The 23,956-nt window shown below is 61.8% G+C and carries 20 protein-coding genes; 8 read left to right on the top strand and 12 right to left on the bottom strand.

Going from position 1 to position 23,956, the window contains the following annotated elements:
• The first annotated feature begins 43 nt into the window (after positions 1-43).
• Both D781_RS04660 and ggt read left to right on the top strand, forming a co-directional pair.
• Positions 44-646: a peroxiredoxin C gene (locus D781_RS04660; RefSeq protein WP_015671158.1), complete on the top strand. Its 603-nt coding sequence runs from the start codon at positions 44-46 to the stop codon at positions 644-646.
• A 207-nt stretch (positions 647-853) separates the two neighbouring features.
• Complete coding sequence (ggt, locus tag D781_RS04655) at positions 854-2,617, top strand: gamma-glutamyltransferase (RefSeq protein ID WP_015671157.1); 1,764 nt, start codon at positions 854-856, stop codon at positions 2,615-2,617.
• A gap of 38 nt (positions 2,618-2,655) precedes the next feature.
• On the opposite strand, the gene malZ is transcribed toward ggt, so the two are convergent.
• Positions 2,656-4,476, bottom strand: a complete 1,821-nt coding sequence (gene malZ / locus D781_RS04650) for a maltodextrin glucosidase (protein ID WP_015671156.1) — start codon at positions 4,474-4,476, stop codon at positions 2,656-2,658.
• A 243-nt stretch (positions 4,477-4,719) separates the two neighbouring features.
• Between malZ and D781_RS04645 the strand changes: the two genes are divergently transcribed.
• Positions 4,720-5,985 carry a mechanosensitive ion channel domain-containing protein gene (locus D781_RS04645; RefSeq protein WP_015671155.1) on the top strand — a complete coding sequence of 422 codons (1,266 nt, stop codon included), beginning with the start codon at positions 4,720-4,722 and terminating at the stop codon, positions 5,983-5,985.
• A 128-nt stretch (positions 5,986-6,113) separates the two neighbouring features.
• The gene (locus D781_RS04640) at positions 6,114-6,371 is read left to right on the top strand and encodes a hypothetical protein (protein WP_015671154.1); all 258 of its coding nucleotides are present in this window, start codon (positions 6,114-6,116) and stop codon (positions 6,369-6,371) included.
• Positions 6,372-6,821: 450 nt separating this feature from the next.
• Here D781_RS04640 and proY read toward each other — a convergent pair whose 3' ends face one another.
• The 6 genes from proY to phoB all read right to left on the bottom strand — a co-directional run bounded on the left by proY (position 6,822) and on the right by phoB (position 14,366).
• Positions 6,822-8,213 carry a proline-specific permease ProY gene (gene proY / locus D781_RS04635; protein WP_015671153.1) on the bottom strand — a complete coding sequence of 464 codons (1,392 nt, stop codon included), beginning with the start codon at positions 8,211-8,213 and terminating at the stop codon, positions 6,822-6,824.
• Positions 8,214-8,285: 72 nt separating this feature from the next.
• Positions 8,286-9,602, bottom strand: a complete 1,317-nt coding sequence (brnQ, locus tag D781_RS04630; RefSeq protein ID WP_015671152.1) for a branched-chain amino acid transport system II carrier protein — start codon at positions 9,600-9,602, stop codon at positions 8,286-8,288.
• A gap of 443 nt (positions 9,603-10,045) precedes the next feature.
• Positions 10,046-11,152: a cobalamin-independent methionine synthase II family protein gene (locus D781_RS04625; RefSeq protein ID WP_015671151.1), complete on the bottom strand. Its 1,107-nt coding sequence runs from the start codon at positions 11,150-11,152 to the stop codon at positions 10,046-10,048.
• A gap of 231 nt (positions 11,153-11,383) precedes the next feature.
• A complete protein-coding gene (locus tag D781_RS04620) occupies positions 11,384-12,319 on the bottom strand; it encodes a phosphate ABC transporter substrate-binding protein PstS family protein (protein WP_015671150.1) in 936 nt (311 codons plus the stop codon).
• Positions 12,320-12,335: 16 nt separating this feature from the next.
• On the bottom strand, positions 12,336-13,652 hold the full coding sequence (gene phoR, locus D781_RS04615) for a phosphate regulon sensor histidine kinase PhoR (protein ID WP_015671149.1): 1,317 nt from the start codon (positions 13,650-13,652) through the stop codon (positions 12,336-12,338).
• A gap of 24 nt (positions 13,653-13,676) precedes the next feature.
• Positions 13,677-14,366, bottom strand: a complete 690-nt coding sequence (gene phoB, locus D781_RS04610; protein WP_015671148.1) for a phosphate response regulator transcription factor PhoB — start codon at positions 14,364-14,366, stop codon at positions 13,677-13,679.
• A gap of 254 nt (positions 14,367-14,620) precedes the next feature.
• Between phoB and sbcD the strand changes: the two genes are divergently transcribed.
• Positions 14,621-15,847 (top strand): exonuclease subunit SbcD, encoded by a 1,227-nt coding sequence (gene sbcD, locus D781_RS04605; protein ID WP_015671147.1) that lies wholly within the window; start codon positions 14,621-14,623, stop codon positions 15,845-15,847.
• Complete coding sequence (sbcC, locus tag D781_RS04600) at positions 15,844-19,098, top strand: exonuclease subunit SbcC (RefSeq protein ID WP_015671146.1); 3,255 nt, start codon at positions 15,844-15,846, stop codon at positions 19,096-19,098. The genes sbcD and sbcC overlap by 4 nt, the downstream gene beginning before the upstream one ends.
• Positions 19,099-19,131: 33 nt before the next feature.
• Here the strand turns inward: sbcC and mak are convergent, their stop codons facing one another.
• Entirely contained in the window at positions 19,132-20,040 is a 909-nt protein-coding gene (mak, locus tag D781_RS04595; RefSeq protein WP_015671145.1) for a fructokinase, read from the bottom strand.
• 174 nt (positions 20,041-20,214) lie between these two features.
• Here mak and rdgC point away from each other — a divergent pair, with 174 nt between their 5' ends.
• Positions 20,215-21,126 (top strand): recombination-associated protein RdgC, encoded by a 912-nt coding sequence (gene rdgC / locus D781_RS04590; RefSeq protein ID WP_015671144.1) that lies wholly within the window; start codon positions 20,215-20,217, stop codon positions 21,124-21,126.
• Positions 21,127-21,169: 43 nt separating this feature from the next.
• Here the strand turns inward: rdgC and ppnP are convergent, their stop codons facing one another.
• Together ppnP and D781_RS04580 are read right to left on the bottom strand one after the other, a co-directional pair.
• Positions 21,170-21,460: a pyrimidine/purine nucleoside phosphorylase gene (ppnP, locus tag D781_RS04585; protein ID WP_015671143.1), complete on the bottom strand. Its 291-nt coding sequence runs from the start codon at positions 21,458-21,460 to the stop codon at positions 21,170-21,172.
• A gap of 106 nt (positions 21,461-21,566) precedes the next feature.
• Positions 21,567-21,965, bottom strand: a complete 399-nt coding sequence (locus tag D781_RS04580) for a nuclear transport factor 2 family protein (RefSeq protein ID WP_015671142.1) — start codon at positions 21,963-21,965, stop codon at positions 21,567-21,569.
• 100 nt (positions 21,966-22,065) lie between these two features.
• Between D781_RS04580 and D781_RS04575 the strand changes: the two genes are divergently transcribed.
• Positions 22,066-22,800, top strand: a complete 735-nt coding sequence (locus D781_RS04575) for a helix-turn-helix transcriptional regulator (RefSeq protein ID WP_015671141.1) — start codon at positions 22,066-22,068, stop codon at positions 22,798-22,800.
• Between the two features lie 6 nt (positions 22,801-22,806).
• Here the strand turns inward: D781_RS04575 and aroL are convergent, their stop codons facing one another.
• Together aroL and D781_RS04565 are read right to left on the bottom strand one after the other, a co-directional pair.
• On the bottom strand, positions 22,807-23,334 hold the full coding sequence (gene aroL / locus D781_RS04570; protein ID WP_015671140.1) for a shikimate kinase AroL: 528 nt from the start codon (positions 23,332-23,334) through the stop codon (positions 22,807-22,809).
• Between the two features lie 77 nt (positions 23,335-23,411).
• Positions 23,412-23,927: a GNAT family N-acetyltransferase gene (locus D781_RS04565; RefSeq protein ID WP_015671139.1), complete on the bottom strand. Its 516-nt coding sequence runs from the start codon at positions 23,925-23,927 to the stop codon at positions 23,412-23,414.
• Positions 23,928-23,956: the final 29 nt, after the last annotated feature.

Here is a 23,956-nt window from a genome sequence, read left to right as displayed (position 1 = left end):
CGCAGGCAGACATTAACCCTTAACTACTATTACAGGAGTAATCATGGTCCTGGTAACTCGTCAAGCCCCTGACTTCACCGCAGCTGCCGTACTTGGTAACGGCGAAATCGTTGAAAACTTCAACCTGAAAAAACACCTGAACGGCAAACCAGCCGTACTGTTCTTCTGGCCAATGGACTTCACCTTCGTGTGCCCTTCCGAGCTGATCGCATTCGATCACCGTTATGAAGAGTTCCAGAAGCGTGGCGTAGAAGTGGTTGGCGTTTCCTTCGACTCCGAGTTCGTTCACAACGCATGGCGTAAAACCCCTGTTGAAAACGGCGGCATCGGCGAAGTGAAATACGCAATGGTTGCTGACGTTAAGCGTGAAATCCAGAAAGCTTACGGCATCGAGCACCCAGAAGCGGGCGTTGCGCTGCGTGGTTCTTTCCTGATCGACAAAGACGGCGTTGTGCGTTCCCAGATCGTTAACGATCTGCCAATCGGCCGTAACATCGACGAAATGATCCGCACCGTTGATGCGCTGCAGTTCCATGAAGAGCACGGCGAAGTGTGCCCGGCTCAGTGGGAAAAAGGTAAAGAAGGTATGGGCGCGTCTCCAGACGGCGTGGCTAAATACCTGTCTGAAAACGCTGCCAAGCTGTAATTTCAGCCCCGGCGTTACTCACCGGCCAGCTTTGCTGGCCGGTTTTTTTATGCCCTATTGTTGTGCAAGCCCGCCGCGTTTTCCTTGTTTTGGTTCACATTCTCCCGTCAATATTCAGCGCGCACCGCGCCATGGCGCTACGCTGTAAGCGCTGGCCTGTTCTTTGCAGAGCCTGATAATAAAAAAACTGACAGGGTAGGAATAACAATGCTTTTAAATAAATGGAGTAAACCCCTGACCATGGCGGCGCTGTTGGTCAGCGGCAGCCTGCACGCCGCCTCCAGTCCGGCGGTGGAAGCACAACAGGGCATGGTGGTCACCTCGCAGCGCCTGGCCTCGCAGGTGGGCGTCGACATCCTGAAAATGGGCGGCAATGCGGTGGATGCCGCGGTGGCCGTGGGCTACGCGCAGGCGGTGGTCAACCCCTGCTGCGGCAATATCGGCGGCGGCGGCTTTATGACCGTCCATCTGGCCGACGGCACCGATACCTTTATCAACTTCCGTGAAACCGCGCCGGCGGCGGCCAGCGCCAATATGTATCTGGAGGCCGACGGCAAGGTGAAAAAAGACGCCAGCCTGTACGGCTATCTGGCCGCCGGCGTGCCGGGCACCGTGCTGGGGATGGAAACCGCACGCAAAAAATATGGCAAGCTGAGCCGTGAGCAGGTGATGGCGCCGGCCATCAAGCTGGCGCGGGAAGGTTTTGTGCTGACGCGCGCCGATACCGATATCCTCGACACCACCGTGGCGCGTTTTAAACAGGATCCGGAAGCGGCCAGAATCTTCCTGCGCAAAGACGGCAGCGCGCTGCAGCCGGGCGACCGGCTGGTTCAGAGCGACCTGGCCAATACGCTGGAAGCTATCGCCAAGCAGGGGCCGAACGCCTTCTACCACGGCAAAATTCCGCAGGCGGTGGAAGCGGCGGCCCGCAAGGGCGGCGGCATTCTGACCGCCGATGACTTCGCCAACTATAAAGTCACCGAAACGGCGCCGATTACCTGCAGCTACCGCGGCTATAAGTTCGTCTCATCGCCGCCGCCCAGCTCCGGCGGCGTCACGCTGTGTGAAACGCTGAATATCCTGGAAGGTTACGATCTGAAGAGCATGGGCTTTAACTCGGCGGCGGCCATCCACACCATGACCGAAGCCATGCGCCACGCCTATATGGATCGCAACACCTACCTCGGCGACCCGGCCTTTATCAGCAACCCGATCGACCGGCTGGTCAGCAAAAGCTACGCCGAGCAGATCCGCAAGCAGATTGTTCCCGGCAAGGCGACGCCGTCGACCAACGTGCAGCCGGGCATGGAGCCGCATGAAAAACCGGAAACCACCCACTACTCCATCGTCGATCATGACGGCAATGCGGTCTCCACCACCTACACCGTCAACGGCCGCTTCGGCGCGGTGGTGATTGCCCCCGGCACCGGCTTCTTCCTCAATGACGAAATGGATGACTTCACCGTGAAGGTCGGCGAGAAAAACCTCTACGGCCTGGTGCAGGGCACCGCCAACGCCATCGCCCCCGGTAAGCGCCCACTATCGTCGATGAGCCCGACGCTGGTGACCAAAGACAATAAAATCTTTATGGTGCTCGGCTCGCCGGGCGGCTCACGCATTATCACCATCACGCTGCAGACCGCGCTTAACGTCATCGACCACGGCATGGCGCCGCAGGAGGCGGTGGATGCGCCGCGTATTCACCACCAGTGGCTGCCTGACGAGGTTTATTACGAACAGCGCGGCGTCTCTGCCGATACGCTGAGCCTGCTGCAGAAGATGGGCTACAAGATGGTGGAGCAGACGCCGTGGGGCGCGGCCGAGCTGATTCTGGTCGGTCTTCCGGGCGCGGCGGGCGTTGCGCCGGCCAACTCCGGCAATGATTCGGCGGTCTCCGGCAAGGTGCGCGAAGGTTATCTGTACGGCGCCAACGACGTACGCCGCCCTGCCGGCGCGGCAATCGGCTACTGATCCTGTTCCGGGGGCCGTTCGGCCCCCGTTTTACGCCGTCACAGCCGCCAGACGCTCGCCGACTCCGCCGTCAGACGCAGCGTCACCCCCTCGCCCTGCGCCGACAGTTCGCCCTCGCCTTCCAGCTTCTGCCAGTCGCCCGACGTTAACAGCGGGCTGCACGCCAGCCGCAGCGCCGGATTAGCGCCACCGCGCTGCAGCGCCACCAGCACGCGCTCCTGCTGGTAAGTACGTACAAACACCAGCGTTTCCCCCTGCGCGAACAGCACCTGACAGCCGCCGCGCCGCAGCGCCAGGCTCTGTCGGCGCAGCGCCGCCATACGCTGAAACAGCGTCAACAACGGCCGATCCCAGCGCGCCTCATCCCAGGGGAACGGCTTACGGCACAGCGGATCGTTATCGCCGTCCAGTCCCACTTCATCGCCGTAATACAGGCAGGGCACGCCAATCCAGCTCATCAGCCACACCGCCGCCATGCGCATCCGCGCCATATTGCCGCCCAGCAGGGTCAGAAAACGCGGCGTATCATGACTGTCGAGCTGATTAAACATCATCAGCTGGCGGTTATGCGGCAAACCGGCGCGGTAATCATCCATCCATGCCGCAACGGCGGCGGCGTCCAGCTCAATCGGGTGACGCGCCACATCAACGCCCGCCAAAAACGCCCGCAGCGGCAGGGCAAAGCCCATATAGTTCATCGCCGCGTCTTCCACGCCGGCATGCAGCCAGCGGCGCGCATCGCCAAAATGTTCGCCCACCAGATAGGCGGCGGGATTTACCTCTCTGGCTGCCTGATAGATGCCCGCCAGATGGCGCAGGTTGCCGCCGGCGCCGCCGTTCTCCCCGAGCATATGCACCACGTCCAGCCGCCAGCCGTCGATGCTGTACGGCGGCTTCAGCCAGTAGCGCACCACGCTGTCGGCATCGCCATAGATCGCCGCCGCCACCTGCGGCTCGGCGTAGTTCAGCTTCGGCAGGCTGGCGTTGCCTTTCCAGGTTAATGCGGTGCCGTCAGGGTAAAAGTTAAACCAGTGGCGGTAGCGGGAATCCGCATGATGGCAGGCGCCCCCTTCGCCCTGCCGGTGGCGGTCAAACCACGGGTGCGAGTCGCCGGTATGGTTAAACACGCCGTCCAGCAGCAGTTTCATGCCAATCTTGTGAGTGCTTACTCGCAAACGCAGCAGCGCCGCGTCGCCGCCCAGGTACGGATCCACCTGATAGTAATCCTCGGTATCGTATTTATGCACGCTGGGCGCGGTGAAAATCGGGTTGAGGTACAACGCGGTAACCCCCAGTTGCTGCAGATAGGGCAGCCGCTGGACGATGCCGTCCAGATCGCCGCCGTAAAAGGTCGAGGCCGCCAGCCGTTCGTCCAACGGCTGTTGCCAGCTGCGCCGCTCCACCGGCGTGCCGGCCGCGTGATGCACGTAACTGCCGCTCTGGATCCCATGCTCACCGCCGCTGCAGGCGAAGCGATCGGGAAATATCTGGTAAAACAGCTGGTCCGCCACCCAGCCCGGGCCGTCGTCCGGCTCATCGAGCGCAAACTGCGCCAGCTGCGGCAGCGGCGTCAGCGACCAGCCCCGCGGGCCAAACCAGCGCTGGCGGTCGGCCCACAGCAGCTTAAAGCAGTAGCGCCGCGTCGCCTCCCCCTCATTCAGCGTCAGGCTGGCGCGATAGCACAGCCGGCCGTCAACCGCCTGCGCCGCCATCGGCAGCAGCCACTCTTCGTTATCCGGTTCCGCGCGCAGCAATACCTGCAGAGGCGGCGCTTCCGCCTGCACCCACAGCGTAATCTCCAACTGCTGCCCATTCTTAACCACAAACGGCGGTACCGGCAGATGCCAGGCTTCAAGCATAACTCCCCTCCTGCTGTTGTCAGCGCCAATCACACGATAGCTGGCGCCACCATGCCACGTCGCTCAGCGGCGTCCCTCATCTGCTGACGCTAAAAACGGGGGAGGAGCCGGGAGGCTGAGAGGAGGAAATCGTGCTAACTTAATGTAAAAATTGGTAAACCGGTACACATTGTGCGGCGTGGGCTTTAGGCTTACGCCCCTGCCCGTTTCGTGGCTATCGTTAACGCATTTTATGGAGGTGCTATGCAACAACGGATTGCTCAATGGTTAGATCAGTTTGGCATCGAATTTACCGACATCATGTCGCTAGTGCTGGTACTGGTGCTGATCGCCCTGATCTCGGTGGTTATTCACTTTATCCTGCACCGCGTGGTGCTGGCGGCGATTCAGCGCCGCGGCCAGCAGTCGCAGCGCGTCTGGCAGCAGGCGCTGACCCAGTACAAGCTGTTCCAGCGCGCGGCGCTGCTGCTGCAGGGCGTGATCATCAACCTGCAGGCGCTGCTGTGGCTGCACAGCGGCAGCCAGACCCAGGCGGTGATCGTTACCGCCGCGCAGGTGTGGATCATGGCCTACGCCCTGCTGACGCTGTTCTCGCTGCTGGATACCCTGCTGGCGGTGCTGCGCGAAAGCCCGGCCGCCAATCAGCTGCCGCTACGCGGCATCTTCCAGAGCGTGAAGCTGATCGCCGCCATTTTAATCGGCATCATGATCGTCTCGCTGCTGATGGGGAAATCACCGCTACTGCTGCTCAGCGGCTTGGGCGCCATGACCGCGGTGCTGATGTTGGTATTTAAGGATCCGATTCTGGGCCTGGTGGCCGGTATCCAGCTGTCCGCCAACGATATGCTGAAAATCGGCGACTGGCTGGAGATGCCGAAATACGGCGCCGACGGCGCGGTAACCGATATCGGCCTGACCACGGTCAAAGTGCGCAACTGGGACAACACCGTCACCACCATCCCGACCTATGCGCTGATCTCCGATTCATTTAAAAACTGGCGCTCAATGTCGGAGTCCGGCGGCCGTCGCATCAAGCGCAGCATCAATATCGACACCACCAGCGTGCACTTCCTCTCCGAGCAGGAAGAGCAGCGTCTGAACCGCAACCCACTGCTGCAGCACTATTTGAATCACAAAACGGAAGAGCTGGATCAGTACAACCAGCAGGCGCAGGTGGATCTCAGTTCGCCGCTTAACGGCCGCCGCCTGACCAACCTCGGCACGCTGCGCGCCTACCTGGAAGCCTACCTGCGCGCCCATCCGCATATCCACCAGCACATGACGCTGATGGTGCGCCAGCTGGCGCCGACGCCGGAAGGGGTGCCGCTGGAGATCTACGCCTTTACCAACACCACGGTCTGGGCGCAGTACGAAAGCATTCAGTCGGATATTTTCGACCATCTTTTTGCGGTGATTGGCGAGTTCGACCTGCGTATTTGCCAGACGCCGACCGGCTATGACATGCGCAGCATGCTGACAGAAGTCCGTCCGGCGGCCGACGTTTCCTGAACCAACCTGACGTAATTATTTCTGCTGGTAATTATTCGGCTCTGATTGCCAGCAGATATCTCCCAGCCCTGTTCTTTTCACGGCAAAACGGCGTTAATGCGACAAGACTCAACCATTGGGGAACACGCATGCGCCTGACACGGCTCAAACACCGCTTTTTCACCCTGCTCAGCACGCTGCTGTTTATCGGCTGCCTGCACAGCGCCGCGCGCGCCGAAGGGCGTCTGCAAACCACGCTGCAGCCGGCGCTGAGTATCGTAAGCAGCGATATGCAGGATATTCGTGAAGCGCTGACGCGCTATGCCGGTGAAGACGACGACGCCCCCAATCCCCTCTCCCGCGCCGAAACCCGCACCGCCGAACGCAGAGGCTCGGAGGAAGAGTGATAAAGCCGATACCGGGCCTTACCCTGTCAGGATATCTCTTAACATCAACATGATGGGTTAGTTTTCCCCGTAGCCACAGATTCGGGTGTTGACCTTTAGCGCGCATCACGGGCTGCCGAACAAGGAACCCGAGCCAGGGGCAACCGGACAGGGATGTCCGGTTGAGGCGACACAGGCAGGGATGCCTGTAGAGCCGACCCGCCCGGCGACGGTGACGCAGAGAGGGTACCCGCGTAGCGGGCAGAACGTGCCTAAGCGCGGGCGCGGGTGCAGGGGCCGCGCCTACGGCCCCTGCAATTGCCGTCCACAGTCGTTACAGAGAAATACCGCTCGTTTACGGCAATTCTTCCCGCTCATAACTTACAGAAAACGAAAAAATGCCGGTCAGTAAAAACTGACCGGCATACAGATATCACATCATATTAAATCGTACTAAAGCGCTAGAAAACCTTACGCCGTCTGCGCCCGCTTCTTCTGACGATTCACCTTCACCCAGTACCCCACCAGCAGCAGCACCACCCACACCAGCCCGGCATACAGCGACACGCGGGTCGTCGGGAAGTAACCAATCAGGCCGATAATAAAGGCCAGGAAAATAATCGCGATAACCGAGGTAAACACCCCGCCGCGCAGCGGGAATGCCAGTTCTTTCACCTGCTGTTTGTTCAGCGTGCGGCGGAACGCAATCTGTGAGAACAGGATCATAATCCACACCCACACGGTGGCGAAGGTCGCCAGCGAAGCAATCACCAGGAACACGCTTTCCGGCATGATGTAGTTGAGGTACACCGCAATCAGCAGCGCGGCCATCATCACCACCACCGTCACCCACGGAATGCCGCGTTTGGAGACCTTACTGAAGATTTTCGGCGCATGGCCCTGCTCCGCCATGCCGTGCAGCATCCGGCCGACGCCGAACACATCGCTGTTAATCGCTGACAGCGAGGCGGTAATCACCACAAAGTTGAGGATACCGGCCGCAACGGTGATGCCCATATGCTGGAAGGTGAGAACAAACGGGCTGCCGTTGGTGCCGACCTGATTCCACGGATAGATCGACATAATCACGAACAGCGTACCGACGTAGAACACCAGGATGCGCCACGGCACCGAGTTGATCGCTTTTGGAATCGATTTTTTCGGGTCGTTGGCCTCGCCGGCGGTGATGCCGATAATCTCAATACCGCCGTAGGCGAACATCACCAGCTGTAGCGACAGGATCATGCCCATCACGCCGTGGCTGAAGAAGCCGCCGTTGCTCCACAGATTGTGAATGCCGGTCGGCTGCCCGCCGTTGCCGATGCCCCAGATGATAATGCCGATACCGGCGGCAATCATGATAATGATGGTGGCAACTTTAAAGAACGAGAACCAGAACTCCAGCTCGCCGAACACCTTCACGCTCATCAGGTTGATGGCGCCGATAATCAGCACCACGCTCAGCACCCAGATCCAGTGCGGCACCTCGGGGAACCAGACGCCCATATAGATGCCGAACGCGGTCACGTCGGCAATGGCGACGATCAATATCTCAAAGCAGTAGGTCCAGCCGGTGATATAGCCGGCCATCGGGCCAAGATAGTCCTGGGCATAGCGCGAGAAAGAGCTGGCCTGCGGATTATTGACCGACATCTCTCCTAGCGCGCGCATAATGATAAAGGCGATCACACCGCCAATCAGATACGCCAGCAGAACGCTGGGCCCCGCCATTTTGATGGCGTCAGCAGAGCCGTAGAACAGCCCGGTGCCGATTGCCGACCCGAGCGCCATAAAGCGGATGTGGCGCGTGCTGAGGCCACGTTTCAACTTATTGGCGGCGGGTGTTACTGATTCCTGTTGCATTTAAAGACCTGTCTTCTTATACACAAAAAAGCCACGGACAAGTCCGTGGCCTCAAAATCAGACCGGGAAAAATTAATGCGCGGTCGCTTCAGAGCGCGAGCATACCCGATCGTAGATGGCGGCCAGTACCAGCATCAGTACGGAAGGCGGCAGCCATGCCAATCCCTGACCTGCCAGAGGCAGGTGCGTGCTCCATGCCGGCAGCAGATTTTCGAAGCCGGCGGCCTTCACCGCGTCAAGGATACCAAACAACAGGCTGACGAGCATCACCGGCGCAATCACCTTCGGCGCACTATTCCACATCCGCATGGTGAAGCTCAACACCACCAGCACGATGCACGGCGGATAAATGGCGGTCAGCACCGGGATCGACAGGTGAATCAGATGGCTCAGGCCCAGGTTGGAGACGAACATCGAGAACAGGCCCAGAATAAACACCAGCGTTTTATACGAGAACGGCAGGTATTGGGCAAAGAACTCGGCGCAGGCACAGGTCAGACCGACCGCGGTCACCATGCAGGCAATAAAGATCAGCGCCGCCAGGAAGAAGCTGCCCAGGCCGCCGAAGGTGTTCTGTACGTAGGCATGCAGGATCACCGCGCCGTTGGTCGCCTCCGGCACCAGCACGCCGCTGCCGGAACCCAGCTTGAACAGGCTCAGGTAAACCAGTGTCAGACCCACGCCGGCGATCAAACCCGCAAAAATGGTGTAACGGGTCAGCAGGCCGTTGTCTTTCACCCCGCGCGAGCGCGCGGCGTTAACGATAACGATGCCGAATACCATCGCCCCCAGCGTATCCATGGTCAGATAGCCATTCACAAAACCGGAAGAGAAAGGCACGTGCTGATAGGCATCTACCGCAGGAATCGGCGTACCGGCCGGCCAGATCAGCGCGGCGATGCCCAGCACGCCCAGCGCGACAATTTTCAGCGGCGCCAGAATATGGCCGACGGTGTCGAGCAGACGGCCCGGATAGAGGGAAATGCCGATCACCAACGCAAAGTAGACCAGGCTGTAGACCAGCAGCGGCATCGCGCCGTCGCCGGTCAGCGGAGCAATCCCTACCTCAAACGACACGGTCGCGGTGCGCGGCGTCGCAAACAGCGGCCCGACGGCCAGGTAGCAGACGGTCGCCAGCAGCAAGCCGGCGGTGCGGCCGATCGGCGTACTCAGGGCGTCCACGCCGCCGCCGACGCGCGCCAGCGCAATCACCGTCATCACCGGCAAACCAACGGCGGTAATCAGAAAGCCCAGCGCCGCGATCCAGACGTGCTCACCGGACTGCAGCCCCACCATCGGCGGGAAAATAATATTCCCGGCGCCGACAAACAAGGCAAAGGTCATAAAACCCAATGCCAGAATATCTTTTGACGTTAAACGATGACTCATAGGATGTCGTGTTGCCTGTTCAAATGAAAAAAAGTGTTCTTTTAACGGCGGTTCGCCATTCGCTGTCGGCCTGCCATTTCATCACAAGAGCAATAAGAGCAAGAAAACGCAGACCGCTCGGGCGTTTTGTCCTTATGCAAAATTGACCACTCTTGAAGATGGGCAGAATGTTAGAAGTTATAAAATGGAGGATTAGTCCAACAACGGAGGGTAAGTAAAACGTTTATAGCGCCAAAAGGCAAGGCTCACGGGGAAATGCAGAGCGATCGACCAGATAAATATTCATCACCAGTCGATCGCACCAGTCTTCAGGAAATATGCCCTACATGATTTGTATCATTTTTAACCAACACGCTCACAAAACGTGAAGCATTGCGGGTTAAACCGCGCGAAAACGCCAATATCAGCGGCATTTCCGCGCAGAACAAACGGCCGGCCGGCGGTTACCAGAGCTGGCCGGCAATGCTGACCACGCTGCTCAGTTTATCCCACTGCTGCTGCTCGCTCAGGCTGTTGCCCTCTTCGGTCGAGGCGAAGCCGCACTGGGTGCTCAGGCACAGCTGCTCAGGAGCGACGTACTGCGCCGCTTCCTGCAGACGCAGCTTAACCTGCTCCGGGTTTTCCAGCTCGCCGTCTTTGGTGGTGATCAGCCCCAGCACCACCTTTTGCTTGCCGGGCTTGATAAAGCGCAGCGGTTCGAAGCCGCCGGAACGCTCGTTATCGTACTCCAGGAAGAAGGCGTCGATATTCACCTGACCAAACAGGATCTCCGCCACCGGCTCATAGCCCCCCTCCGAGATCCAGGTGGAGCGGAAGTTGCCGCGACAGACGTGCAGCCCGATGGTCAGATCGTCCGGCTTGCCGGCGATCGCCGTATTCAGCACGTCGGCATAGATACGCGCCAGCTGGTCGGGATCTTCGCCGCGCTCGCGGATCTGGCGGCGCTGATCGTCAGAACAGAGGTAGGCCCACACCGTATCGTCCAGCTGCAGGTAGCGGCAGCCGGCGTCATAAAACGCCCGGATGGCATCGCGATAGGTTTGCGCCAGATCGGCAAAGTAAGCATCCAGCTGCGGATAGACCGCGCTGTCGATCGCCTGGCGCCCGCCGCGGAAATGCAGCACGCTCGGGCTGGGAATGGTCATCTTCGGCTGCGCATCGCCGGCAATCTGCTGCAGGAAACGAAAATCCGCCAGCATCGGGTGCTGCGGGTTAAAGCCCAGCTTGCCCGTCACCTTGACGCTACGCGCCTTGGTCTGCACGCCGTTGAACTGGATGCCCTGTTCGGCATCGTAACCCTGCACGCCGTCCAGCCCCTCAAGAAAATCAAAATGCCACCAGGCGCGGCGAAACTCACCGTCGGTCACCACCGCCAGCCCCAGCTGACGCTGTTTGTCCACCGCCTGGCGGATCTGCTCGTCTTCCACCGACCGCAGCTGCGCCGCATCAATCTCACCGCGCTGAAACTGCTGACGCGCGCTTTTCAGCGCCGCAGGACGTAATAAACTGCCGACAACGTCAGCGTGAACGGCATGATTGCAATTGCACATCTTTTCCACTCCCGGTGTCCGACAGATGCAGAGCGTGCGCCCGCCGGAATGATTTACACATTAAATGATTACGCTGGGTTACAACTAGACATCCAGACGTCTAAATAGCTAAAATCATCCTGTCATGGGTGATGCCCGGCGGCAATGGAGAAATTTTCATGGGTGTTGAAAGAAATTCATGATGGCGGGTATGCCCCGGCCGCAGCACCCGGCGTACGGCGGCGGAGGCGGCTACTTCAGCCCCAATTCAAGGCGGGTTTTACGCAGGGTTTCCGGCGACAGCGGCAGGTAGCCGTCCTGATTTACCAGCGCCTGTCCCTGCGCGGACAGCACCCGGTCGAGAAACGCCGCCGTCAGCGGCTCCAGCGGCCGCTGCGGCGCTTTGTTGATGTAAATATACAGATAGCGCGCCAGCGGATAACTGCCGTTGCGCACGTTGGCGACGCTGGGCGTCACGTAGCGATCGCCCCGCTCCGCCAGCGGCAACAGCCGGACGCCGCTGGCGCGAAAGCCGATGCTGGCATAGCCGATGCTGTTCAGCGAACCGGACACCGCCTGCACCACCGACGCCGAGCCGGGCAGCTCATTTACCCGCGCCATAAAGTCGCCGCCGCACAGCGCGCGCAGTTTGAAATAGCCGTAGGTGCCGGAAGCCGAATTGCGGCCAAAGCGCTGAATGCTGCGCTGCGCCCAGGCGCCCGGCAGCGCCAGCTGCCCCCATTTGTCCAGCGCCGCAGCCGCGCCGCAGCGGCGGGTGGCGGAGAAAATCTGATCCAGCTGGCCAAGATTCAGCCCAGGCAGCGGGTTGTCCTGATGCACCAGAACCACCAACGCATCGACCGCCACCGGCACCGCCAGCGGCGCATAGCCATAACGCTGTTCAAACGCCGCCAGCTCCGCCGCCTTCATCGGCCGGCTCATCGGCCCCAGCTGCGCGGCGCCGGCGGCCAGCGCCGTCGGCGCGGTCGATGAACCGGCGGCCTGCATCTGCAGGTTGATATTCGGGTAGTGCTGGCTGAAATCCTGCGCCCACAGCGACATCAGGTTCGCCAGCGTGTCGGAACCGACGCTGGAAAGATTGCCGGACAGCATGCCGTCCGGCTGCGCCCGCAGGCCGAAGCTGCACAGTAACAGCAGGCAGAGCCCTACCCCTCGGGTCAGTCGCATAGCGGTGCCTCACGCATTAATTGTTCAGCGCATTCTCTGACAAAGCGCCCGGTACAATCAACCGGTTAGGCAGGGTAAAGATAAAGCGGGTGCCGCTGCCCGGCTCGCTGAGCACCTCCAGCCGCGCATCGTGATGGCTGAGGGCGTGCTTGACGATCGCCAGCCCCAGCCCGCTGCCGCCGGTCTGCCGCGAACGCGCCTTGTCCACGCGGTAAAAGCGCTCGGTCAGGCGCGGCAGGTGCTCGGCGGCGATGCCCGGCCCGTTGTCGCTGACCTGGAACTGCGCCCCCTGCGGCGTCCGCTGCCAGCTTACCTCGATATGCGTGCCTGCCGGCGTGTGATTCACCGCGTTATACACTAGGTTGGACACCGCGCTGCGCAGCTGGTCATCGTTGCCGTAGACCTTCAGCGCCTCGTTAACGCGGAAACGAATCTCATGCCGGCCGCCGCTAAGCGACTGCGCCTCACGCTGCAGCACCCGCAGCATCAGGGGCACGTCCACCGTCTCATTCATCTCGATAATCGGCGCCGCCTCGATGCGCGACAGCGTCAGCAGCTGCTTCACCAGCCCGTCCATGCGTCGGGTTTGTTCCTGCATGGTGGCCAGCGCCTTACCGCGCAGCGAACCGTTCGGCTCGTCGTCGCCCATCATTTCCAGATAGCCCTGCAGCACGGTCAGCGGCGTGCGCAGTTCGTGGCTGACGTTGGCGAAGAAGTTGCGCCGCGCCCCTTCCAGCTGGCGCATCTGCGTCACGTCGCGCGCCACCATCAGCAGCTGCCCTTCCGAATACGGCATCACGCGGAATTCCACGTAGTGCTCATTATTCAGCTGCAGCGTCAGGGGTTTATCAAAGGACTGCTGTTGCAGATAGTGGCTGAACTCCGGGTAGCGCAGCAGGTTGAGAATATGCTGGCCGTTATCCTCCGGCCAGCGAAAGCCGAGCAGATGCTGCGCCAGCCCGTTGCACCAGAAAATATTGCCCTCTTCGGTGGTCATCACCACCGCATCCGGCAGCGATTCGGCGCCGCTGCGAAAGCGCTTGATCAACAGCGCCAGTTCGCGCCGCCGCCGGCGGTTGCGCTGCTGCATCTGGTACAGGCCGTAAAACAGCGGCTCCCAGCTCCAGCGCCCCGGCGGCGGCGTCATGCTGCGGTCGACCCACAGCCAGTGGGAAAGCTTCAGCTGGTTGTAGAAGTTCCAGCCCAGCGCCGCCAGCACGGCGATCAGCAGTAACCAGGGGAGATAGCCGAAAATCAGCCCCAACAGCAGGGCGGGCAGGCAAAAAAGGGCCAGCTCAAGAGCCAGCCTTTTCCAGGAAAGGCGTTCTAGCACGGCATGCTCTCCGACGCTGCGCGGTTAATAGCGCGTTGAAAAGCGGTAACCTGTGCCGCGAACGGTTTGGACCATTTTGTCATGACCACTGCTCTCCAGCGCCTTGCGCAGCCGGCGGATATGCACATCAACGGTGCGGTCTTCCACATAAACGTTAGTGCCCCAGACGTGATTAAGCAACTGTTCGCGGCTGTAAACGCGCTCCGGGTGGGTCATAAAGAAATGCAGCAGTTTGAATTCGGTGGGGCCCATGTCCAGCGGCTGTTCATTAGCCATCACCCGGTGTGATGACGGGTCGAGGCTCAGCCCCTGCATCTCAATCACCTCTTCCACCGCCATCGGTGAAATACGGCGCATCACCGCCTTGATGCGCGCCACCAGCTCCTTCGGCGAGAACGGCTTGGTGATGTAATCGTCAGCGCCGACTTCCAGGCCGCGCACCCGGTCTTCCTCTTCGCCACGCGCCGTCAGCATCATCACCGGAATGTCGCGGGTCAGCGCTTCGCGCTTCATATGTTTGATAAATTGAATGCCGGAACCGCCGGGTAACATCCAGTCCAGCAACACTAAATCGGGGAACGGCTCAGACAGGCGCGTTACGGCACTGTCATAATCTTCGGCTTCCAACGGTTGGTAACCATTCTGTTCCAACACAAAGCACACCATCTCGCGAATCGGCGCTTCGTCTTCCACCACCAGTATGCGTCTTGCCATCGTCAATCCTGCCAATGTGTTAGCGTTCACAATTTGTTTGCGGGCGCCATTATGCGTCAGTTTTGTGACAGATTTATGAAATTAACCACTCAGTAACATTCACACTATAAATGATTCTTACCATGGCGGGCGCGTAACCGCCGGAATAGATAGAAATAGCATATTTTTACCCGCCAACCCGTATAATCATCGTCAACGTTTTACCGCCGCCGCGTTTCGCCCCGGCCAAACGGCGGCCTATTCCCGGGAGAGTCATGCGCCTGATACACACCTCTGACTGGCATTTGGGTCAGTACTTTTTCACCAAAAGCCGCGCCGCCGAGCATCAGGCATTTCTGCGCTGGCTGATTGCGCAGATCGAACAGCACCAGGTGGACGCGTTGATCGTCGCCGGCGACCTGTTTGATACCGGTTCGCCGCCGAGCTACGCGCGCGAACTGTACAACCGCTTTGTGGTGGAACTGCAGCAGACCGGCTGCCAGCTGGTGGTGCTGGGCGGCAACCACGACTCCGTGGCGACGCTGAATGAATCCCGCGAGCTGCTCTCCTGCCTGAATACCACCGTGATCGCCAACGCGCAGCCCGACGCCGGGCAGCAGATCGTGACGCTTAACCGACGCGACGGCCAGCCCGGCGCGCTGCTGTGCGCCATCCCGTTCCTGCGTCCGCGCGATTTGCTGACCAGCCGCGCCGGCGAATCCGGCACGCAGAAGCAGCAGGCGCTGCAGGAAGCCATCGCCGGCCATTATCAGGCGCTGTATCAGGCGGCCTGCGCGCAGCGCGAGGCGCTCGGCCTGACGCTGCCGATCGTCGCCACCGGCCACCTGACCACCGTCGGCGTCACCACCTCGGATTCGGTGCGCGATATCTATATCGGCACGCTGGACGCCTTCCCGGCGCAGGCCTTTCCGCCGGCGGACTATATTGCCCTGGGGCATATCCACCGGGCGCAGCAGGTAGCCAAAAGCGAGCATATCCGCTACAGCGGCTCGCCGATCCCGCTCAGCTTTGACGAGCTGGGCAACGCCAAAAGCGTGTTTATGGTCGACTTCGCCGACGGTGGGCTGCAGCAGGTCACCCCGCTGTCGGTCCCGCTCTTCCAGCCGATGCAGCTGATCAAGGGCGATCTGGCGCAGATCGAACGGCAGCTGCAGCAGTTTGCCGATTATCAGGGCGAGCTGCCGGTATGGCTGGATATTGAGGTGGCGACGCAGGATTACCTCAGCGATATTCAGCGCCGCATTCAGGCGCTGGCGGATAATCTGCCGGTGGAAGTGGTGCTGCTGCGGCGCAGCAAGGAGCAGCGCCGTCAGGCCATTGAGCAGCAGGATAAAGAGACGCTGAACGAACTGAGCGTGGACGAGGTGTTTGAACGCCGGCTGGCGCAGGAAAGCGAACTGGAAGAGGCGCGGCGCGGCCGGATGCGCGACATGTTCCGCCAGACGGTGAACGCGCTGCAGGATGAGGAGCCATCGGCATGAAAATTCTGAGCCTGCGGCTGAAAAACCTCAACTCGCTGCAGGGCGAGTGGAAAATAGACTTCAGCGCCGAGCCGTTCGCCAGCAACGGCCTGTTCGCCATCACCGGCCCGACCGGCGCCGGCAAAACCACCCTGCTCGACGCCGTCTGTCTGGCGCTGTATCACCAGACACCGCGACTGCACGTCTCCCCCAGCCAGAACGATCTGATGACGCGCCACACCGCCGAATCGCTGGCCGAGGTGGAGTTCGAGGTCAAGGGCGTCGGCTACCGCGCCTTCTGGAGCCAGCGTCGGGCCAAAAACGATCCGAACGGCAATCTGCAGGCGCCGAAGGTCGAACTGGCGCTGCTGGCGGACGGCAAGATCGTCGCCGACAAGGTGCGCGACAAGCTGGAGGCGGTCGCCGCCATCACCGGCCTCGACTTCGGCCGCTTTACCAAATCGATGATGCTGTCGCAGGGGCAGTTCGCCGCCTTCCTCAACGCCGACGCCAACGACCGCGCCGAGCTGCTGGAGGAGTTAACCGGCACCGAAATCTACGGCCGGCTGTCCGAGCGGGTGTTCGAACAGCATAAGCAGGCCAAACTGGAGCTGGACGCGCTGCACCAGCGCGCCAGCGGCATTGAGCTGCTGAGTGACGAACAGCGCCAGCAGCTGGACACGCAGCTCGAGGCGCTGCGTCAGGAAGAGACCACGCTTAATCAGCGCGATGAGCAGCAGCGGCAGACGCTGGGCTGGCTGCAGCAGTGGCAGCGCCTGCACCAGCAGCGACAGCAAGGCCAGCAGCGCTTACAGGTGCTGCAGCAGGAGCAGGAACAGGCCGAACCGCAGCTGCAGACGCTGGCGCGCAGCGAACCCGCCGAGCGGCTGCGTCCGCTGCACAATGAGCGCCAGCGCTGCCGCGATGAGCTGCAGGCGTCGCAGCAGCAGCTGACCCGGCTCGACCAGCAGCTACAGCAACAGACCGCACAGCTGGCGCCGCTGCAGCAGGCGCTGGAGCAGGCGCGCGCCGAACAGCAGAAACAGGCGGAGCACCGCCAGCAACAGCAGCAGTTGATCGACGAACAGGTGCTGCCGCTCGATCACCAGATCGCACAGCTGAGCAAAAGCCGCGCTGAACTGCAGCAGAACCGCGACGAGGCCGTGCGCCAGTGCGGGCAACAACAACAGACGCTGGAGGCGCTGCGCGCCGAACGCGCCCAGCTGGCGACGCAGGCCGAACAGCATCAGACGCAGCTGAGCGCCCTGACCCAGGCGCTCGCCGCGCAGCAGCAGCAACAGAGCGCGCTGGAGGCCGAAACGCCGCTGGCCGCCCTGCGCCAGCGCCTGCAGCAGCTGAGCGATCTGCGCCCGACGCGCCAACAGCTGGCGACCCTGTCGTCGCTGGCGCAGCAGCTCGACCAGCGGCTGACGCAGCAGCGGCAGGAACTGCTCGCCGGTCAGCAACAATTGCAACAGCTGGCGCCGCAGTTAGAGCAGGCCAGACAGCAGTATCAACAACATAAAACTCTGCAGGCGGAGGTGGAAAAAACCCTCGAGCTTGAGCAGCGTATCGTCAGCCTGGAGGCCGAACGCGCCCGGCTGCAGACCGGCGCGCCCTGCCCGCTGTGCGGCTCCACCGAACATCCGGCCGTCACCGAGTACCAGACGCTCAATCCGTCGGCCAGCGCCCGGCGTCTTGATACGCTGCGCCAGCAGACCGAGACGCTGTATAAAAGCGGCGTCGAACTGCGCGCCCGTCACGACGGCCTGCAGCAGCAACAACAGCGCCAGCAGCAGGCGCTGGAGCAGGACGAGCAGCAGCTGGCGGCCCATCGGCAGCGCTGGAGCACCCTGACCGCCGAACTGGCGTTTGATTTCGATCTGCAGGAGAGCGAACGCCTGCAGCAGTGGCTAAGCGACTGCGACCGCGAAGAGCGGGAAGGCCAGCAGCACCTCAGCCGGCATGAGCAGGCGGCGCAGGCGGTACAGCAGGCCAAAGACGCGCTGAGCGCGCTGCAGAGCGCGCAGCAGCAGGCGCAGCAGCAGACGGCGCTGTTGAATGAACGCCTGACGCTGCTGGACAAACAGTATGCCGACGCCCGGCAGCAGCAACAGCGTCTGCAGCAGCAGTGGCAGGACAACGAGGAGCAGCTTGTCGCCCAACAACGGCAGCGGCAGGCGCTGTTTGGCGAACAGCAGGTGGCGCAGGTGCGCGAACAGCTGCGCGTCCGGCAGGCGGCCTGCGAACTCGCCAGCCAGCAGGCCGCCGAACGCTGGCAGCAGGCGCAGGAGCAGCGCGAACGCCTGAACGGTCAGTTGGCGGGGCTGCAGCAACAGCTGGCGCAGCAAACGCAGCGCGCCGAGCAGGCGCAGCAGCGCTGGCAGCAGGCGCTGGACGCCAGTGAATTTACCGATGACGCCGCCTTCCAGGCCGCCCTGCTGGACGATGGGCAGCGTCAGCAGCTACAGCAGTTGAAAGAACAGCTGCAGCAGCGTCAGGTGGAAGCCCGCGCGTTACTGGCGCAGGCCGAGCAGGCGCTGGAGCAGCACCGACAGCAGCGCCCGCCGCAGGCGGATGAAGAGCACGCCGACCTGGAAGCGCTGGCGCAGCAGCAGCAGGCGCTGACGCAACAGCTGAAGACGCTGCAGCTGCGTCAGGGCGAGCTGCGCAACCAGCTCACCAGCGACGCCGAGCGCCGCGGCAACCAGCAGGCGCTGTTCGCGCAAATCGCCCAAAGCCAGCGGCAGTATGACGACTGGAGCTATCTCAACCAACTGATCGGCTCAAAAGAAGGCGACAAGTTCCGCAAGTTCGCCCAGGGGCTGACGCTCGATCACCTGGTCTATCTGGCGAACAACCAGCTCAGCCGCCTGCATGGCCGCTATCTGCTGCAGCGGAAAAACAGCGATGCGCTGGAGCTGCTGGTGGTGGATACCTGGCAGGCGGACGCGCAGCGCGATACCCGCACGCTGTCCGGCGGCGAAAGCTTCCTGGTCAGCCTGGCGCTGGCGTTGGCGCTGTCCGATCTGGTGAGCCATAAAACCAGCATCGATTCGCTGTTCCTCGACGAGGGCTTCGGTACGCTGGATGCAGAGACGCTGGACACCGCGCTGGACGCGCTCGACAGCCTTAACGCCTCCGGCAAAACCATCGGCGTGATCAGTCACGTTGAGGCGATGAAAGAGCGCATTCCGGTGCAGATCAAAGTGAAGAAGGTCAACGGCCTGGGCATCAGCCGGCTGGAGCCGCAGTACCGCGTCGAGGGTTAAGTATACGCCGGGGCGGCGTCGCCCCGGTGATCATTACTGCTGCGGCCACAGCCAGGCGGCGCCGCGCACCCCGCTGGAGTCGCCGTGCACCGCCTGACGGATCGGCGTGGCGAACTCGCCGCCGAATACCCACTCGCTGACCTTCTGCGGTACCTGCCGGTACAGCCGTTCGACGTTGCTCATGCCGCCGCCCAGCACGATCACATCCGGATCGAACAGATTAACCGCATGCGCCAGCGACTTCGCCAGGCGCTGCTCATAACGGGCGATCGCCCGCTCGGCGATCGGATCCTGCTGCGCCGCCAGCGCCATGACCGCCTCCCCTTTCAGGGCGTTGCCGCTCAGGCGCGCGTAGTCGGTGGCGAAGCCGGTGCCGGAGATAAAGGTTTCAATACAGCCGGATTTGCCGCAGTAGCAGGGCACTTCATCGCGAAAGCGCAGTTCATCCTCATCCGACCAGGGCAGCGAATTATGCCCCCACTCGCCGGCGATGCCGTTGCCGCCGGCGTGCGCCTTGCCGTTAATCGCCACGCCGGCGCCGCAGCCGGTGCCGATAATCACCGCAAACACTACCGCCTTGCCCGCGCCGGCGCCGTCGGTGGCTTCCGATACCGCCAGGCAGTTGGCGTCATTCGCCAGCCGCACCTCGCGCTGCAGCAGCGCCGACAGATCTTTATCCAGCGGTTTACCGTTCAGCCAGGTGGAGTTGGCGTTTTTCACCAGGCCGGTAAACGGCGACAGCGAGCCGGGGATGCCGACGCCCACCGTGCCGCGTTCGCCGGTGTGCGTTTCCGCCAGCTGCACCAGACCGGCGATGGCCTGCAGCGTCTGCGCATAGTCATCGCGCGGCGTGGCGATGCGGTGACGAAACCGCTCGCTGCCGTCGTCCGCCAGCGCAATCACTTCAACCTTGGTGCCCCCTAAATCAATGCCAATACGCACTCTTTTCTCCTTCTGTACGGCGCGATCGTTTTTTGCTGCCACCGAGTGTGCCGCAATACGGATCCACGCGCAAATCAGAGGAAGCAGGCGATTTTTCAGCGCCGATTGGGTATCATGCCGCCCTGCTTTTGATGAACCAGCGTGCGAACGGCACGCCCAGTCAGGGATAACATTATGCTGTGGTTTAAGAATTTGATGGTTTACCGTTTGAGCCGCGACGTTGCGCTAAATGCGGATGAAATGGAAAAACAGCTCAGCGCCTTTTCCTTTACGCCGTGCGGCAGCCAGGATATGGCGAAAACCGGCTGGGTCTCCCCAATGGGCTCGCACAGCGACGCGCTGACGCACGTGGTCAACGGCCAGATTATCATCTGCGCACGTAAAGAAGAGAAGATCCTGCCCTCGCCGGTGATCAAACAGGCGCTGCAGGCGAAGATCGACCAGTTGGAAAGCGAACAGCACCGCAAGCTGAAGAAGACCGAAAAGGACGCGCTGAAGGACGAAGTGCTGCACAGCCTGCTGCCGCGCGCCTTCAGCCGCTTTAACCAGACCTTTATGTGGATCGACACCGTCAACGGCCTGATTATGGTCGACGCCGCCAGCGCCAAGCGCGCGGAAGACACCCTGGCGCTGCTGCGCAAAAGCCTCGGCTCGCTGCCGGTGGTGCCGCTGACGATGGAAAGCCCGATCGAACTGACGCTGACCGAATGGGTGCGCTCCGGCGAACTGCCGGCCGGTTTCGCCATTCAGGACGAAGCGGAGCTGAAGGCGATTCTGGAAGAGGGCGGCGTAATCCGCTGCAAGAAACAGAACCTGATCAGCGACGAGATCGCCGTGCATATTGAGGCCGGCAAGCTGGTGACCAAGCTGGCGGTCGACTGGCAGGAGCGTATTCAGCTGATGATTGCCGACGACGGCTCCATCAAGCGCCTGAAGTTTGCCGATGCGCTGCGCGAGCAGAACGACGACATCGACCGCGACGACTTCGCCCAGCGTTTCGACGCCGACTTTATTCTGATGACCAGCGAACTGGCGGCGCTGATCCAGAACCTGATCGAAGCCCTCGGCGGCGAAGCCCAGCGCTAAGCCCATAAACAACCAGGGCGCTGTCGCCAGCGCCCTGCTCTTACTACTTGCTCAAATAGCGGCACAAATAGGCCGTGGCGTCCGCCACCTGCACGTTGAACTCGCTGTGGCCCGGCACAAAGAACTTCTCGCCCGGCATAAACACCTGCCAGTCCGGCGCGCCCGGCAGCAGCACCCGCAACGCCCCGGTAATCACCGTCATCTCTTCCGGCTGATTGGTGCCGAAGGTGTACTCCCCTTCTTCCATCACCCCAACGCTGGTACGACCGATGCTGCTACTGTCAAAACCGATCGATTTCACTTTTCCGGCAAAATACTCACTTACATTCAGCATAGACTGGCACCCGCGTAGTTATCCGTATTGGAAACGCCATATTGGGGCATCGCCCGGCGGCTGTCACTGCTTTTCCCGCTAAAATGCGATCGTTATGCGCTGTCGCTCAATAGCGGCCGCCGAGATCGCGATCGGCATGCTCGCCCGACAGCTGACGCGTCAGTTCATCGCAGGCGATAATCTTGCCGTCGCGCAGCGTGAAATGCGCCATCACCTGGATTTCGCTGCGCGCGCCGTCGCATTTTTCCACCTCGACCCGGTGATGGCTCAGCACGCTGTTGCCCTGCGCCGCCAGCGCCTGCACCCGCAGCGTCATCCGCCGGGTAATCTGCTTGAGCAACGCCATATGGCTGACGAACTGCTGATAGTCCAACGATTTTCCGTCCACCGTTTGCCGGTAGTCGTCGGCGAAAAACTCGGCGATGACCGCCGGCTGATGCAGCGGCTGCGCCACCACCTGCTGCAGCGCCTGCAGCACGATATCTTGCGGGGTTAATTGCGTCATTATGGCTCTCCGTCAGAGGAATCAGGCTGAATTCTAGCCGGCGCAGCCCGTGGCGTGATAACCTGATTAAGCCTAAATATAATGTTAATCGGCCAATATTATGATCCTGCACGGCATACCGTTATCTCACCCCAACCGCCACCTTACCCCCTGGCACCAGCATGATGACGGGCAGATTTACCTGTTGACGCACGGCGCCATCGCGCTGGAAACCGAGCAGCGCCAGTGGGCGATGACCGCCGGCACGCTCGGCTGGCTGCCGCCGCGCTGCCGCCATCAGGCGCAGTCTTGCGGGCAGGTGGAGGGATGGCTGCTGTTTCTGTCGCCGGCAACCTGCCGTCATCTGCCCGGCAACGCGCGGCTGCTGGCCGCCAGCGACCTGGCGCAGGCGCTGGTGGCGCGCATCGCCGGCTTGCCGCCGTCGCCGTTACGGGCGCCGCAACGACGCATGGTGCAGGTGTTATTGGATGAAATGCAGGGGGAAGAAGAAACGACGCTGCAACTGCCGATGCCGCAGGACGCGCGGCTGTTAAAGATCGCCCGCGCGCTGCTGGATGACCCCGCCAGCACGCGGCGGCAGAGCGAATGGGCCAGCTGGGCCGGCATCAGCGTGCGCAGCCTCAGCCGGCTGTTTATGGCGCAGACCGGCATCGGCTTTGCCCGCTGGCGTCAGCAGGCGCGCATCATTCGCTCGCTGGAAGCGCTGTCGCGCGGGACGCCGGTCGCCAGCGTCGCCGCCGACTGCGGCTATGACAACGTCAGCGCCTACATCGCCGCGTTCCGCCGCCATTTCGGCGTCACGCCCGGCGGCTATTTTGCCGCGCCGCCCGCCTAACTACGCCTATTTCACCGCCTCCTGCAGGCGCAGCATCTCCATGATCTGCGCCACCACCCCGTGCGGATCCTGCGCGGCGTCCAGCACATGGTGCGCCGTCTCCTGATACAGCGCCTCGCGCGCGGCCAGCACCTCCAGCATCTCTTCGGCGATCGGCCGGCCGGTCAGGGTCGGGCGCTGCGCGTCCTGCGGAAACGCCTCCAGCCGCTGCGCCAGCACCTCCGCCGGCGCGCGCAGATAGATCACCGTGCCGTGCTGCCGCATAAAGCGGCGGTTCTCCTCCGCCAGCACCGCGCCGCCGCCGGTGGCAACAATGGTTGACGGTTTGGTCACCGCCTGCAGGGCGAGGCTTTCACGGCGGCGAAATCCCTGCCAGCCCTCCTGCGCAACGATCTCGGCGACGCTCATCTGCGTCGTCTGCTGCATAAACAGATCGATATCGATAAATCGATAGTCCATCGCCTGCGCCAGCGCGCGCCCCACGGTCGTTTTTCCTGCGCCGCGGGCGCCTACCATGAAAATGGTTTGTGTCATTACGTCTGTACCCTATACGGTGACTGAGTGGCGTTGCTGTTGATGCATCATACCGCCAGCCGTATGTATTTCAATCTTTACAACAGTGTAAATTTCATCGCACAGCGGCTGCCGAGCGGCAGCCCGTGCTCGGCCTCGGCGGCCATCTGCTCACGCAGACGCGGCGACAGCGCCACCGTGGGGATAATTTCAAACCCCAGCCGCTGGTAATACGGCGCATTCCACGGCACGTTGCGAAACGTGGTCAGCGTCAGCTGACGGACGCCCTGGCGGCCGGCACAGTCGGCCACCGCGACAATCAGCCGGCGTCCAATGCCGCGCCGCTGATGCTCGGCCGCCACCGACAGCTCGGCGATGTGCCACTCTGTCCCGTCGCGCCGTACGGCGATAAAACCAGCGATCGCCGCGCCGTCCTGCGCCAGCCATACGCCCTCTTCGGCAATCAGCGCCGCATGCTGCGCCGCCGACATAGTGTCGTCATCGGCAATAAACGCCCACTGCGGCAGCTGGCGAAACAGCGCTGCCGCCGAACGTTCCGCCGCCATCATCGCATCGATATCCGCAGGCTGCGCCAGACGAATCGTCACGCTCATCACACTCTCCTTAACCGCCGGCCGTCGGG

The organism is Serratia sp. FGI94 (assembly GCF_000330865.1).
GTDB classification, from domain to species: domain Bacteria; phylum Pseudomonadota; class Gammaproteobacteria; order Enterobacterales; family Enterobacteriaceae; genus Serratia_B; species Serratia_B rubidaea.
This window is presented reverse-complemented; position numbering and strand designations above follow the sequence as displayed.